Genomic DNA, 14,256 nt, shown 5'->3' on the forward strand with positions numbered 1-14,256 from the left:
AAAGACGGAGCTAGAACATGACGACCTTTCGCCTCAATGGACGGGACGTAACCGTTGACGTGCCGGATGATACCCCCCTGCTGTGGGTCATCCGTGACGAAGTAGGCCTGACCGGCACCAAATTCGGCTGCGGCATCGGCATGTGTGGTGCGTGCACCATCCATATCGGTGGCCGGGCCACCCGCTCGTGCGTGACGCCAGTCAGCGCGGCAGAAGGTGCCGACATCACCACGATCGAAGGCATCGACCCCGAGGGTAACCACCCCGTGCAGCAGGCCTGGCGCGAGATCCAGGTACCGCAATGCGGCTACTGCCAGTCCGGGCAGATCATGCAGGCCGTGAGCCTGCTGAAGGATTACCCCTCTCCCACGGATGAGGAAATCGATGCCGTCATGGCGGGCAGCCTGTGCCGGTGCATGACCTACATTCGCATTCGTGAGGCCATCAAGAAGGCCGCGGCCAACGCACGCGGAGATGCATCAAATGGGTAGATTAAACCGCTTCCGCCTGGGCAAGGACGGACGCCGCGAACAGAGCACCCTGTCGCGTCGCGGCTTTCTTGTCACCTCGCTGGGTGCCGGGGTCATGTTCGGCTTCGCGCGCCCGGCCTCGGCCAACCAGATTTTCCCGCTCGACAAGGCGCTGCCCGGCGATGGCGCGTTCGAGCCGACCATCTGGTGCTCGATTGCGCCCGATGGCGAGATCACGGTCAACATCATCCGCGCGGAAATGGGCCAGCATATCGGCACGGCGCTTGCCCGCATCATCGCGGACGAGATGGAAGCCGACTGGAGCAAGGTCCGCATCAACTACGTGGACACCGACCCCAAATGGGGCCTGATGGTGACCGGCGGCAGCTGGTCGGTATGGATGACGTGGGATGTGTTCCGCCAGGCTGGCGCCGCGACCCGCACCGCACTGGTCGAGGAAGCCGCCCGCCTGCTTGGCACGACACCCGACAAGTGCACGGTCGCCAATGGCATCGTGACGGCTGGCACCAAGCAGATCAGCTTTGGCGATATCGTGGCCAAGGGCCATCCGTCGCATTCCTTCACGCCCGAGGAAATGGCCAAGCTGCCGCTCAAGCCCGCGAGCGAACGCCGCCTGATCGGCAATGCCGAGATCAAGGCGCTGGACATTCCGGCCAAGACCAACGGCACCGCCATCTACGGCATCGACGTCAAGGTGGAGGGCATGGTCTATGCCCGCCCCAAGATGCCGCCCACCCGCTATGGCTCGAAGGTGCGCTCCGTTGATGATACGGACGCCAAGAAGATCAAGGGCTACGAGCGTTACCTGATCATCGAGGATCCGTCCGAGGTGGTGCAGGGCTGGGTCGTGGTGCTGGCCAAGACCTACAGCGCCGCCATCCGCGCGGCAGATGCGCTGAAGGTCGAGTGGACACCGGGCGAGACCATCCACACATCCGAGGCCGACATCCAGGACCGTGGCCGCGAGCTGATCAAGAACAAGGATGGCGGCGTCTACATCTTCAATGATGACGGCGTGGACCAGGCCTTCAGTGGCGCGCATACGGTCATGGAGCAGGAATATACCTGTGCATCCGTGCTGCACTACCAGCTTGAGCCGACCAATGCAGTCGCCTTCGAGAAGGACGGCGTGTACGAGATCCATGCCGGCAACCAGTGGCAGAGCCTGATCCTGCCCACGCTGGCCAAGGCGCTGCAGGTGCCCGAGAGCAAGGTGATCCTGCGCAGCTACCTGCTTGGCGGGGGCTTTGGCCGCCGCCTCAACGGTGACTACATGATTCCCGCCGCCCTTGCGTCGAAGGCGCTTGGCGGCAAGCCGGTCAAGCTGATCCTGACGCGCTCGGACGACATGCAGTTCGATTCCTTCCGCTCGCCTTCCGTCCAGCGCGTGCGCATGGCGTTTGATGGCAGCGACAGGATCACGGGCATGGACTACCAGGCCGCCGCAGGCTGGCCCACGGGTGTCATGGCCGAAGCCTTCATGGAAAAGGGCGTGGACGGCAAGCCTTATGACCAGTTCGCCATCGCCGGTGGCGATCACTGGTACGAGGTTGGCGCCTTCCGGGTGCGCGCGCTGCGCAACGACCTGGCGGAAAAGACCTTCCGCCCGGGCTGGCTGCGTTCGGTCAGCCCCGGCTGGACCAGCTGGGGGGTCGAGTGCTTCCTCGATGAGGTCGCGCACCGCCAGAAAAAAGACCCCGCCCAGTTCCGCCTTGACCTGCTGACCGCACAGGGCCGCAACAAGGGCGAGGCGCCGGATTCCGTGGGTGGCGCGCTGCGTCAGGCTGCTGTTGTCCGTCGCCTGATGGAGAAGTCGAACTGGGGCAAGACCACCCTGCCCAAGGATACCGCACTCGGCCTTGCCACCACGGCAGGGCAGGAACGTGGCATGCCGACCTGGATCGGCTGCGTGGCACAGGTGCATGTCGACCGTAGCACCGGCGTGGTCACGTGCCAGAAGCTGACCATCGTGGTTGATGCGGGCACCGTGGTCGACCCTGATGGCGCCAAGGCCCAGACCGAGGGTGCGGCGCTGTGGGGCCTGAGCATGGTCCTGTTCGAGAACACGGAAATCGTGAACGGCCTGCCCGTGGACCGGAACCTGAACACCTATACCCCGCTGCGTATTGCCGATACGCCGGAGATGGACATCGAGTTCCTGCCCAGCACCGAAAAGCCCATGGGCCTTGGTGAGCCGGGCACGACGGTGGTGGGGCCCGCCATTGGCAACGCCATCTTCAACGCCGTGGGCGTGCGCCTGCGCCATATGCCGGTGCGCCCGGCCGATGTGCTGCGCGGTTTGCAGGGAAGCTGATACCGCGCATCCTGATGCACTGAAAAAGCCCGGCATGCGCCTTGCATGCCGGGCTTTTTTCATGGCCTGCGCATTCCTTCAGCTACCGGGACGCATGCCCATGCACGCTGCCAGGATCGCCACGAAGCATAACTCCGCCAGGCAGATGACAAACCACTGCACCGTCATGTAGCCCCGTGGCATGGCGCCACGCCGCCAGGCCATGCGTTCCACCACGACTGTTGCGGCAAAGCCTGCGATCAGCGTCATGAGCCCGGCAAGTTCCTGCACGGTGGCGGCGCACAGCCCGATCCAGCCAACAAAGGCCGGCAGGCCGCCGAGCGCAAGCCGCAGGTTGGTCAGGCGCTGCGTGCCGCCTGCGGGTATGATGTCAGGCTGCTCCAGCGCCAGCCCCCAGTGCACCGCGCCGAGGAAGGACAGCATCACCGCACCATAGCCCACGGCGGCGGTGAGCAGGCGTGGCGTATGGTCGGGCGAAAGGAACAGGATTGCACAGGTGCAGCCAAACAGTGGCAGCAGGCTGGCCAGGGCAGTGACGATGGCAAGCAGCGGCAGGCGTTTCACGGCGGGGTCTCCTAATATCTTGTGCTGGGTTGCATACCCTACTCTGGCGTGATGCGTTGCATCTGTTATCGTGAGGGAGGATATGCATGCTGGTGGCATGCGGCATCCCCATAATGTCAAATCTGAGGAAACAGATACCATGAGCGCCATTATCGATATCATCGCCCGCGAAATCCTCGACAGCCGGGGCAATCCCACCATCGAGGTGGATGTTGAACTGGCATCGGGCGCCAAGGGCCGTGCTGCCGTGCCGTCAGGTGCCTCCACCGGCGCGCATGAGGCCGTGGAACTGCGTGATGGCGACCCCAAGCGCTACGGCGGCAAGGGCGTGCTCAAGGCTGCGGCCAATGTCGAAGGCGAAATCCTTGAAGCGCTGCAGGGCGTGGAATCAACCGATCAGGTCGCCATTGACGAGGCGATGATCGACCTTGATGGCACCCCCAACAAGGCCCGGCTGGGTGCAAACGCCATCCTTGGCGTGTCGCTCGCGGTGGCCAAGGCCTCGGCGGAAGAACTGCAGACCCCGCTCTACCGCTACGTGGGCGGCGTTTACGCGCGCACCCTGCCCGTGCCGATGATGAACATCATCAATGGCGGCCAGCATGCCGATAACCCGATCGACATCCAGGAATTCATGATCCAGCCCGTGGGCGCCCCCACGGTCACGGATGCCATCCGCATGGGGTCCGAAATCTTTGCCCAGCTCAAGAAGAGCCTGTCAGGCGCTGGTTACAATACCAACGTCGGCGATGAAGGCGGGTTTGCCCCGGCGCTGAAATCAGCCGATGAAGCCCTTGGCTTCATGATGCGCGCGGTCGAGGCGGCAGGCTACAAGCCGGGTGACGACGTGACCTTCGCTCTCGATTGCGCGGCCACCGAGTTCTATAAAAATGGCCGCTACGAACTGGCGGGCGAGGACAAGAGCCTCGATGCCGCTGGCATGATTGCCTATCTGGCCGATCTTTCCGCCCGCTACCCCATCATCTCCATCGAGGACGGCCTGGCGGAAGACGACTGGGAAGGCTGGGCCGAACTGACCGCCAATCTGGGCCACAAGCTGCAACTGGTGGGTGATGACCTGTTCGTGACCAACCCCGACCGCCTGCGCCGGGGCATCAAGGCGGGTGTTGCCAACTCCCTGCTGGTCAAGGTCAACCAGATCGGCACGCTGAGCGAGACGCTCGAAGCGGTGCAGATGGCCCAGCATGCGGGCTATACGGCCGTGATGAGCCACCGCTCGGGCGAGACGGAAGACAGCACCATCGCCGACCTGGCCGTGGCGACCAATTGCGGGCAGATCAAGACCGGCTCGCTGTCGCGCTCGGACCGCACGGCAAAATACAACCAGCTGATCCGGATCGAGAACGAACTGGCCACGGCGGCACGCTATGCCGGGCGCACGATTCTCAAGAACGGGTGACACGCCGGCCCGGACGGGTTAAGCCCGTCCGGCTTCAAGGGATGCGAAAAGGGGTGATGGAATGCAGGTAGTCAAGATCGCGAAGCGTGTGATGCGCGCGACCATTCCCCCTGCCCTGTTCATCGCGCTGACGGGTTATTTTGGCTGGAACGTCATGCGCGGCGAGCATGGGCTGCACAGCTACGCCACGCAGTTGCACCTGCTTGATGAAGCACGTTCGGCCCAGAAGGACGCCACGGCCGAGCAGGAAGTGTGGCTGCGCCGCGTGCGTGGCCTCAAGGAAGGCGCGCTCGACACCGACCTGCTCGATGAACGCGCCCGCTCCATGCAGAACCTCGCGCGCCCGGATGAGATTGTCGTGCCCTACGCGGAGCATGACCATCTGTACTGAGAGGCCCCGGCAAGCGGCAGATACAAAAAAACCCCGGCGGAAAACCTGCCGGGGTTTTTTTCATCTCCGCAAACCGGGAGATTATTTGATCTTCGCTTCGCGGAAGGCCACGTGCTTGCGCGCGACGGGGTCGTATTTCCGCAGTTCCATCTTGCCGGTCTGGGCGCGGGCGTTCTTCTTGGTCACATAGAAGTAGCCCGTGTCCGCCGTGGAGACGAGTTTGATCTGAATGGTGTTGCTCTTGGCCATGATATCCTCAGCACTGCTCCGCCGCTGCTGGAACACTCAGGTGCAGCAGTGGTTCAAGTTGGCGGAAAATGCGCATACACAAGGCTCAGGTCAAGCACCTTGACCGATATTTCTGCTGGAATCGCCCCAGAATGGCAAAAAAAATGGAGTGCCGTGCCCGATGTTGAGTGTAGCGCAAGCGCGTGAGCAGATTCTGGAGGGGGTTTTCCCCCTCCCAGCCGAGGTCGTGGCCCTGACCGATGCCTGTGGGCGCGTCAGTGCCGCCCCCATCACGGCGGGGCTGTCCAACCCGCCAGCGGATGTCTCGTCCATGGATGGCTATGCCGTGCGCGCGGCGGACCTTTCGGCTGGCGGTGCAACGCTTGCCTGCATTGCCGAGGCCCCTGCGGGCCATCCCCTTACCGGGGCGGTCGGCCCCGGGCAGTGCGTGCGGATCTTTACCGGCAGCGTCATGCCCGCCGGCACCGATGCCGTGCTGATACAGGAGAATGCGCAGCGCGAGGGCAGCAGCGTGCATACCACCCACACGCTGGCGCCGGGCACCTATGTGCGCCGCAAGGGGCAGGATTTTGCAGCGGAGCAGGTGCTTGTGCCCCCAGGCCGCAGGCTTTCGGCACGCGATGTGGGCCTGGCGGCGGCGGCCAACAATGCGTGGGTACAGGTCACCCGCCGCCCGCGTGTGGCCATTGCCGCCACCGGCGATGAACTGCTGCTGCCCGGCAGCGCCATTGGCGCGGGCCAGATTGCCAATTCCAACACGCCCATGCTGGCTGCCCTACTGCGCGCCGTGGGCGCCGAGCCGGTCATGCTGCCGGTGCTGCGCGATGACATGACCGATGTGGCGACGCTGGAGCGCATGGTTGATGGCGTGGACATGCTGCTGACCGCAGGCGGTGCCAGCGTGGGGAGCCACGACCTGGTGCGCCGCGGGCTGGAACAGGTGGGGCTGAAAACCGATTTCTGGAAGATTGCCATGCGGCCGGGCCGCCCGCTGATGTCGGGCCATCTGGGCCGCCTGCCCTTTATCGGCCTGCCGGGCAACCCGGTTGCGGCTTTCGTGTGTTCCATCGTATTCGTGCTGCCCGCCCTGCGGCGCATGGCCGGGCTGGCGCAATCCGTCGAGCCGCCGGTTCACGCCATTCTGGGCTGCGACGTGCCGGAAAACGACCAGCGCATGGACCACCTGCGCGCAACGCTTGCGCATGACGGACAGGGCCGCCTGGTGGCAACGCCCTTCCCCATGCAGGATTCGGCCATGCTGCACGTGCTGGCGCAAAGCCAGGCGCTGGTGCTGCGCGCGCCCCATGCGCCAGCCGCACAAAAGGGCGATGCCTGCAAGGTGATCCGTATCGATCACGTCTTTGCATAGGCCGGAATGCCAGTTGACGCGGCAGGGGGAACCAATATAGAACATGGAACAGGTTTTTGATTTGTTCCACGGCGTTCGCGCATTGGCGGCGCTGCTCACGGCAAAAGGACATGTGGCATGCTCACCAGGAAACAACATGAGCTTTTGCTGTTTATCGATGGCCACCTGCGCCGGACGGGCTTTTCACCCTCCTTCGATGAAATGAAGGATGCGCTCGGCCTGCGCTCCAAGTCTGGCATCCATCGCCTCATTTCGGCGCTGGAGGAGCGTGGGTTCCTGCACCGCAGGCATCATCGGGCCCGCGCGCTCGAGATCCTGCGCCTGCCCGATATCGATCCGCCGCCGCCCCGCCCTGCCGATTCGCCCCACCCCGCGCCAGACCTGCCTGCGCCTGAACAGATCGCAGCCGTAATGGACGTGCCCTTCGTGGGGCGCATTGCCGCGGGCAATCCCATCGAGGCCATCACCCCCGAGACCACCCGCATCACCGTGCCCGCCGACATGCTGGGCAAGGCCAGCCATTATGCGCTGGAGGTGACGGGCAACTCGATGGAGGAAGCGGGCATTCTGGATGGTGACATGGTCATCATCCGTGAGCAGAACCACGCAAGCGATGGGGAAATCGTGGTGGCACTGATTGATGGCGATGAGGTGACCCTCAAGCGCATCCGTCATCAGGGCAGGGAAATTGCGCTGATCCCGGCCAATAGCGCGTATGAAACCCGGGTTTTTCCGGCAGAACGTGTGTACATACAGGGCACGCTGGCCGGCCTGATCCGGCGCTATTAACGGTTAGCGCACTGCCAGCCACACCGTTTCCGGGTGCCGCCCCGTTTCAAAAAGGCGGCGTATTCATGCCTGCATAATGTCATGCCACGGGGGCAGCAGGGCTGCGAGTTGCGCCACCGCTTCCGGCCCCATGGGCGTCATGGGCGGGAACTGCGCCAGAATGCGCACCTGCCCGTGGCGCATGATGGCATCGCGCCCCACAGGTTCGGGCGGCCCGTTCAGGATCACGCCTGCCACATGCAGGCCCCGTGCCCGCAGGGCGGCAAGGCTGAGCAGCGTGTGGTTGATCGTGCCCAGCGTGCTGCGCGCGACCAGCACCACCGGCAGCGCCAGCCGCGCCATCAGGTCGACCATCAGGTAATCAGGCGCAATCGGAACAAACACGCCCCCTGCCCCTTCCACCACGACCGGGCCTGCCGCAGGGTCGTGATGCGGCACGGCGATACGGGCCGGGTCGATGCTGGCATGGGCCTGCCGCGCTGCATCCTCAGGCGAGAGCGAGGCCCCGAAACTTGCCGCGGGCGGATAGAGCCGCGTGGCATCTATCCCCGCCAGGTGGCGCAGGCTCGTGCTGTCGGATGGCGCATCATCCGTGCCGCTTTGCAGGGGCTTCCAGTAAGCCGCGTTCCAGGCCCGCACCAGGGCGGCGGAGGCGACGGTCTTGCCCACGTCCGTATCCGTACCGGTCACGAACACACCGGGCCATGGCGTACGATGAAACCGCCCGTACGCCACATGGTACGACATGGCAAAAGGCGCATCCCCAGCGCCTGCCGCAGCCAGTACGCGCCGCAGGCCATCCGTGCGGGGGCTATCCGTATGGGTCGCGCCAATCGCACGGAGTTCGCGCACGAAGGCCAGTGGGGACGCTGGCGTATCGATGATTTCAGTATCTTGCCACAGGCCCGCGCCACAACCGGGCCATTCGGCCTGCAACGTGGCGCAGGGTGGGTAATCCATCATGGGGCATGTCACGCCTACGGCGTCATACGCCGCCCGCCATTGGCGAAAGCTGCCCGCGCACAGGGTTGCCAGCGCCATGTGCCCCCCCGGCGCCAGCAGGCGGGCCAGTCCGGCGAGTGCCGCCTTGCGGTTGGCAAACCACTGCATGGCCAGGCTGGAGCAGATCAGGTCGAACGGGCCGGTCAGGTTTGGCGCTTCGCCATCCATGCGGTGCAGCACAAGTTGCCCGTCATCAGGCATGCGTCGTGCAAGGCGTTGCAGCATGTCCGGCGCAATATCAGTGGCGGTGATGTGGGCATGGGGAAACAGGCGGCGCAGTTCACGGGTCAGGAAGCCGGTGCCACAGCCAATTTCCAGAATACGGCGCGGGGCATGAGGGTGCATGCCAGCGGCAATGCGCCGGGCCAGTTCGGTAGCGGCAATGCGCTGGATGCGGGCTGCCTGCTCGTAGTGCCGCGCCATATCGAAACGGGCGGCAATGCTGTCCTTGCGCGTCATGATGGCATGATCCGTCTGGCCATGGTGGTGATGGCATCCGCGCAGGCCGTGGCATGCGTAAGCGGAAGCAGATGGCCGCCTTCCAGCCATTGCAGGGAGCGGGCAGGAAAACAGGCCTCGGTCAGCGCGGGGGGCGCAATGGCATCCTGCGTACCCGCCATGACATGGACCGGGCATGTCGTGCGGTTGAGGTCAGCCCGGCAATCCATGTCCATCAGGGCCTCGAGCCCGGTTTCAAGCCGGTCGCGCTGGATCGGTTCAGGCACTGGCGCATCAATGCCCGCGCGCAGGCGGAAGCTGTGCAGCAGTCCCTGCGGCGCACGCAGCAGCCCCTGGCGCATGCGTTCGATCACGCGCCGGCCGATCCCGGCTGGAAAGTCCGGTCCGGCCCCGAACCGGCTGAAGCCGTTTATAAGGATCAGCCCCCGGCACAGCGGTCCATGGTGGCGCAGAAGCCATAACGTGCCCAGTGAGTGCCCGACTCCGATATAGGGTTCCTGTGGCAGTTCCATATGAGCGTGGGGGGCAAAGAAGCCGAAGTCGAGGCCACGCGTCCGTGCCGTGCCAAGGGCCGCGCGGGTCGCGGCCCAGAAGGTCGGGTCGAACGCCCAGCCATGCACGAAGGCTACAGGCAAGGTGGCGCTCATGCCGCACTCTGTTGCAGGGCCAGCGGAATGGCGGTGGCAAGCTGGTCGATCATGGCATCGGTATGGGCCGCACTCAGCGCAAGCCGGATGCGGCTGCCATTGGGCGGCACCGTGGGCGGGCGTATGGCGGCGGCAAGCAGGCCCTGCGCCTCAAGGCTTGCGGCAAAGCGCAGCGCACGGGCGGCATCACCGAGCATGATCGGCACGATCTGCGTGGTCGAGGGTTCGGGCGACAGGCCGCAACGGCGCACCACATCGCGGATATGGGCGGCATTGCGGGCCAGGCGGGCACGCTCTGCATCCAGATGGGGCACGCATTCAAGGGCTGCATCCATCGCGCCAAGCATGGCAGGTGGCGGGGCGGTGGTGAACACGAAGCCCGAGCAGGCATTGACCAGCCAGTCACACAACGCGCGCGAGCCGGTTACGAACGCGCCAAACCCGCCCAGCGCCTTGCTGAACGTGCCCATGACCAGATCGATCTCATGCCCCGCGCACAGGCCACGCCCCTGCGGGCCGAGCACGCCGGTGGCATGGGCTTCATCCACGTAGGTGAAAGCGCCGTGTTCCCGCGCCAGTGCGCCAAGGCGGGCGATGTCGGTGCGGTCGCCATCCATGCTGAACACGCTTTCCGTCACGATGATCCGCAGGCCCGGATCATTGGCGTGGCGCAGTAGCAGGCTTTCCAGATGGTCAAGGTCGTTGTGCCGAAAGCGGATCTGCCGCACGCCCGCCGCCATGCAGCCGTGGTGCAGGCTGGCATGGTTCAGCCGGTCGGCAAATACCAGCGGGGGGGCGCCCTGCTCGCCTGCCAGCCGCAATATGGCCGCCAGCACCGATGCATTGGCCTGCCACCCGCTGGCCAGCAGCAGTGCCGCCTCGGCGCCCTTGAAGGCGGCGAGACGCGTTTCCACCGCCATGTGCCGCGCTGTGGTGCCGGTCACCAGTCGCGAGGCGCCCGCACCTGTTCCATCCTCATGCAGCCACTGCGCCGCACGGGCGGCGAGGGCCGGGTGATGTGACAGGCCGAGGTAATCATTGGATGAGAAATTGACCAGTGCACGCCCGTCACGGATAACGGTGACCGGCCCGCTTTGGCGCACGGGGCGCAGCACGCGACGGATATGGCGCTGCGCCATCTGGTCGAGCGCGGTCTGGAAAAGGGTGTCAAAACAGGCCATGAAGCGCATTCTCCTGCCGGAGCCTGCCGCCCCGGTCAATCCCGCCAATGCAATATCACGGAGACAGCGCATGTGTGGACCTGAATGGCTGGAGCGAGGCATACAGCATGTCTGGCTGCCCTACGCGCAGATGCAGACCGCCCTGCCCCCGCTACCCGCCACGCGCACGCAGGGCTGCACCATCACGCTGGCCGATGGCACGGAACTGCTGGATGGCATCGCCTCGTGGTGGACCGCCTGCCACGGCTACAACCATCCCCATATCCGCAACGCGGTGGCGGCCCAGCTTGAGCGCATGCCGCATGTCATGTTTGGCGGCCTGGTCAATGAACCGGCCCTGACGCTGGCAGGCCGCCTTGCCGCCCTGCTGCCCGGCGACCTGGAGCGGGTATTCTTTACGGATTCCGGCTCAGTCGCGGTCGAGGTGGCCATGAAGATGGCCATCCAGTACTGGCTCAACCGGGGCCAGACCGGGCGCACGAAGCTGCTGGCCTTTCGCGGCGGCTACCATGGCGATACCATCGCCACCATGGCCGTATGCGACCCGGAGGAAGGCATGCACAGCCTTTATAACGGTGCGCTGCCCACGCATTTTATCGCCGACCTGCCGGTCGATGCCACGAGCACCGCAGCCCTTGATGCCCTGCTGGCACAAAACGCAGGCAGCATTGCCGCCATCATTACCGAACCCCTGGTGCAGGGCGCAGGCGGCATGCTGTTCCATGCCCCCGAAGTGCTGCGCACCCTGCGCACCCTGGCCGACCGCCATGGCGTGCTGCTGATCCTTGATGAGATCTTTACCGGCTTTGGCCGTACCGGCACGATGTTCGCCTGCGAGCAGGCCGGAATCGTGCCTGATATCATCACGCTTTCAAAGGCATTGACCGGAGGCACGATGGCGCTGGCCGCCACTGTTGCGCACAGGCATGTATTCGAGGCCTTCCTGTCCGATGATCCGTTGCATGCACTCATGCATGGGCCGACCTTCATGGCCAATGCCCTGGCCTGCGCCTGTGCCAATGCCTCGCTCGACCTGTTTGCAACCGAACCCCGCCTGCAGCAGGTGGCCCGTATTGAAGCACAGCTGCGCGCCGGGCTCGAACCCTGTCGTGCCCTGCCCCATGTGGTTGACGTGCGTGTCATGGGGGCCATTGGCGTGGTGGAACTTGACCGCATACGTGACATGAATGCGTTCAAGACCGCCCTGATCGCACAGGGCGTATGGGTACGTCCCTTCCGTAATATCGTTTACCTGACGCCTGCTTTCACCATCACGCCCGCCGAACTCAGCCATCTTTGTGCTGCAATCCATACGGTTCTGGGGGATATGCCGCCGGATCAGCGCTAGGCCATCAGGGACTGATCTGGTATGGAAGCATATGACTTTTTTTCAGCATAGATCCTGGCGCATGACAAATCATGACAGCAAGCGGCAGATCGTACTGAAGATCCTGTCGGATGGTCAGGCGCGTTCCGTCAAGGAAATTGGCGACCTGTTTCCCGAACTTGGCACCTATCATGCCCGCCTGGCGCTGCAGGCCCTACGCAATCAGGGGCTGGTCACGGTGGAAGACGCGCCGGGGGCGAGCGATGGCCGCAAGCGCAAGGTCTGGCGGCTGGTCAAGCCAACCGCCTGAATGAAATGACCCCCGCAGCAGCGCTGGCGGGGGTCGGCCCGTCTGTCAGGACGGGGTGGATTCCAGTTCTTCCTTCTTGCCTGCGGCAGGCTTGGCGCGGCTGCTGCGGCGCGGCGCGCGGGGTGCGCGCGGCGCGGGGGCCGGTGCGGCTTCAGGGGCTACGTCAATCGTGGGCTGGGGGGCGGTTTCCGCAGGCTCGATCACGGCCGGCTGCTCGGCTGCGGGCTCGGCGGGTTCCTCAGCGGCGTTCTCGCTGGGCTGGCGGTTCTCGACGGGGCGCGGCTGCCGGTTGGACATACGCTCCTGGCGTTCCTGCTGGCTCTGCTGGGCTGCCTGCGTCATGGCGTTGAGAATGCGGAAATAATGTTCGGCATGCTGGAAATAGGCTTCCGCCATGACGCGGTCGCCGCTGCCGCTGGCGTCGCGGCCAAGCTGGAGGTATTTCTCAAACAGCTGCTGTGCCGTGCCCCGCACGCGCAGGTCCGGGCCATTGCTGTCAAATACATGGTTGCGGTTCAACGGGATCTGGCCATTATTATGGCGTACGGTTCCGCCACTGCTGCCGCCCGAACGATGGTGACGGCTCCGCATGCGTTTCATGTTCATAAGCTGTCGCAGCACTTTCCTGTTGCCGGTCGCTGGCGCTGCCCTGGACCGTGGGGCGGTCTCTGCCCGTCCCGTCTGTTGCCATGTTGATTGTCCGGCACGACACCGGACGCGGATCCCTGCGCATGGCGGAACCTGTCAAGGGTTCGGGTCGCCTGTATTTCTGTTTTGCAATCGGGATCGCCCGCGGGGAATGGAACAGCAATCAACCCGCTTTTCGTTTTCCCTGCGTTTTGGCAATATAACCTGCACGTTTCTTTCTGCCAAATTATTTTTTCACCACCAGCGCACGCCCTATTCCGCCAAGATCGGGGCGTATTTCCACAATATCCAGTCCCGCCGCACGCATGAGTGCGGGCACGCTCTCATCCTGGCCAATGCCAAGCTCCAGCACGCCCAGCCCCCCCGGAGCCAGCAGGCATGGCAGGATCGTGGCCAGGGCACGGTAGGCGACAAGCCCGTCAGGCCCGCCATCAAGCGCGCGCGCGGGTTCATGGGCCACCACATCGGGCATGAGGGTGGCCAGATCGGCATGCGGAATATAGGGCGGGTTGCTCAGAACAAGGTCGAACGGCCCCTCAACCCCATCGGCCCAGTTGCAGCACAGCATATGACTGCGTGCGGCCAGTCCGTTGCGCGTGGCGTTGAGGGCGGCGAGCGCCACAGCCTGCGGGTTGAGGTCCGTGCCAATACCATGGGCGTGCGGATATTCCGCGAGGGTGGCCAGAAGCAGGCAGCCCGTGCCGGTGCCGATATCAAGCACGCGCAGCGGGGCGTTGCGGTCAGGCAGGTGGTCGAGCACGGCCTCGACAAGGGTTTCGGTGTCGGCACGGGGGATGAGGGTTGCGGGTGACACCGCAAGGTCGAGCGACCAGAACCCGGCCTGCCCGGTAATATAGGCCATGGGCTCGTAACGCAGGCGGCGGGCCAGCACCTGGGCAAATTGTGCCTGGGCAGCATCTGTCAGCCTGTCGATGCGGAGCAGGCCGGCAAGGTCGGTCCCGGCCGCGTGGGACGCAAGCAGGCGGGCCTCGCGCTGGGGGGCCTCGATGCCTGCGGCCTGCAGTTGCTGCGTCGCATCACGCAACAGGTGGCGCAAATTTGTGGGCGCTGGTGTCATGGCATCTTTCATCACAG

15 protein-coding genes are annotated in these 14,256 nt (G+C 64.7%); 8 read left to right on the top strand and 7 right to left on the bottom strand.

The genetic code is table 11. The features are described 5' to 3' along the window. The first annotated feature begins 17 nt into the window (after positions 1-17). Positions 18-491 carry a (2Fe-2S)-binding protein gene (locus DV027_RS05890; protein WP_061271735.1) on the top strand — a complete coding sequence of 158 codons (474 nt, stop codon included), beginning with the start codon at positions 18-20 and terminating at the stop codon, positions 489-491. Continuing rightward, a complete protein-coding gene (locus DV027_RS05895; protein WP_130730969.1) occupies positions 484-2,805 on the top strand; it encodes a xanthine dehydrogenase family protein molybdopterin-binding subunit in 2,322 nt (773 codons plus the stop codon). The genes DV027_RS05890 and DV027_RS05895 overlap by 8 nt, the downstream gene beginning before the upstream one ends. Before the next feature lie 78 nt (positions 2,806-2,883). Here the strand turns inward: DV027_RS05895 and DV027_RS05900 are convergent, their stop codons facing one another. Beyond that, positions 2,884-3,369 carry a DUF3429 domain-containing protein gene (locus DV027_RS05900; protein WP_130730970.1) on the bottom strand — a complete coding sequence of 162 codons (486 nt, stop codon included), beginning with the start codon at positions 3,367-3,369 and terminating at the stop codon, positions 2,884-2,886. Positions 3,370-3,508: 139 nt separating this feature from the next. Here DV027_RS05900 and eno point away from each other — a divergent pair, with 139 nt between their 5' ends. Then, on the top strand, positions 3,509-4,789 hold the full coding sequence (gene eno / locus DV027_RS05905; RefSeq protein ID WP_130730971.1) for a phosphopyruvate hydratase: 1,281 nt from the start codon (positions 3,509-3,511) through the stop codon (positions 4,787-4,789). Between the two features lie 61 nt (positions 4,790-4,850). Continuing rightward, positions 4,851-5,180, top strand: coding sequence for an FtsB family cell division protein (locus tag DV027_RS05910; protein ID WP_130730972.1), 330 nt, complete (start codon positions 4,851-4,853; stop codon positions 5,178-5,180). Between the two features lie 81 nt (positions 5,181-5,261). Here the strand turns inward: DV027_RS05910 and rpmG are convergent, their stop codons facing one another. After that, positions 5,262-5,429, bottom strand: coding sequence for a 50S ribosomal protein L33 (rpmG, locus tag DV027_RS05915; protein ID WP_007400522.1), 168 nt, complete (start codon positions 5,427-5,429; stop codon positions 5,262-5,264). Positions 5,430-5,589: 160 nt separating this feature from the next. Here rpmG and DV027_RS05920 point away from each other — a divergent pair, with 160 nt between their 5' ends. Further along, positions 5,590-6,798: a molybdopterin molybdotransferase MoeA gene (locus DV027_RS05920; RefSeq protein ID WP_130730973.1), complete on the top strand. Its 1,209-nt coding sequence runs from the start codon at positions 5,590-5,592 to the stop codon at positions 6,796-6,798. A 117-nt stretch (positions 6,799-6,915) separates the two neighbouring features. Next, positions 6,916-7,587, top strand: a complete 672-nt coding sequence (gene lexA, locus DV027_RS05925; protein ID WP_130730974.1) for a transcriptional repressor LexA — start codon at positions 6,916-6,918, stop codon at positions 7,585-7,587. 63 nt (positions 7,588-7,650) lie between these two features. Here the strand turns inward: lexA and bioD are convergent, their stop codons facing one another. From bioD to DV027_RS05940, 3 genes are read right to left on the bottom strand one after another with little or no spacing between them, the layout of a single operon-like run. Continuing rightward, the gene (bioD, locus tag DV027_RS05930) at positions 7,651-9,048 is read right to left on the bottom strand and encodes a dethiobiotin synthase (protein ID WP_130730975.1); all 1,398 of its coding nucleotides are present in this window, start codon (positions 9,046-9,048) and stop codon (positions 7,651-7,653) included. Further along, positions 9,045-9,695 (bottom strand): alpha/beta fold hydrolase, encoded by a 651-nt coding sequence (locus tag DV027_RS05935; RefSeq protein ID WP_130730976.1) that lies wholly within the window; start codon positions 9,693-9,695, stop codon positions 9,045-9,047. The genes bioD and DV027_RS05935 overlap by 4 nt, the downstream gene beginning before the upstream one ends. After that, complete coding sequence (locus DV027_RS05940) at positions 9,692-10,885, bottom strand: aminotransferase class I/II-fold pyridoxal phosphate-dependent enzyme (protein ID WP_130731037.1); 1,194 nt, start codon at positions 10,883-10,885, stop codon at positions 9,692-9,694. Before DV027_RS05940 ends, DV027_RS05935 begins: the two co-directional genes overlap by 4 nt. A 61-nt stretch (positions 10,886-10,946) precedes the next feature. Between DV027_RS05940 and DV027_RS05945 the strand changes: the two genes are divergently transcribed. Together DV027_RS05945 and DV027_RS05950 are read left to right on the top strand one after the other, a co-directional pair. Further along, on the top strand, positions 10,947-12,224 hold the full coding sequence (locus DV027_RS05945; RefSeq protein ID WP_130730977.1) for an adenosylmethionine--8-amino-7-oxononanoate transaminase: 1,278 nt from the start codon (positions 10,947-10,949) through the stop codon (positions 12,222-12,224). A gap of 31 nt (positions 12,225-12,255) precedes the next feature. Next, a complete protein-coding gene (locus tag DV027_RS05950; protein ID WP_130730978.1) occupies positions 12,256-12,513 on the top strand; it encodes a hypothetical protein in 258 nt (85 codons plus the stop codon). A 45-nt stretch (positions 12,514-12,558) separates the two neighbouring features. On the opposite strand, the gene DV027_RS05955 is transcribed toward DV027_RS05950, so the two are convergent. Together DV027_RS05955 and prmC are read right to left on the bottom strand one after the other, a co-directional pair. Next, positions 12,559-13,119 (bottom strand): DUF4167 domain-containing protein, encoded by a 561-nt coding sequence (locus DV027_RS05955; RefSeq protein ID WP_130731038.1) that lies wholly within the window; start codon positions 13,117-13,119, stop codon positions 12,559-12,561. A 268-nt stretch (positions 13,120-13,387) separates the two neighbouring features. Next, positions 13,388-14,251 (bottom strand): peptide chain release factor N(5)-glutamine methyltransferase, encoded by an 864-nt coding sequence (prmC, locus tag DV027_RS05960; RefSeq protein ID WP_130730979.1) that lies wholly within the window; start codon positions 14,249-14,251, stop codon positions 13,388-13,390. Between the last annotated feature and the right edge of the window lie 5 nt (positions 14,252-14,256).

The organism is Komagataeibacter xylinus (assembly GCF_004302915.1).
GTDB lineage: Bacteria > Pseudomonadota > Alphaproteobacteria > Acetobacterales > Acetobacteraceae > Komagataeibacter > Komagataeibacter xylinus_C.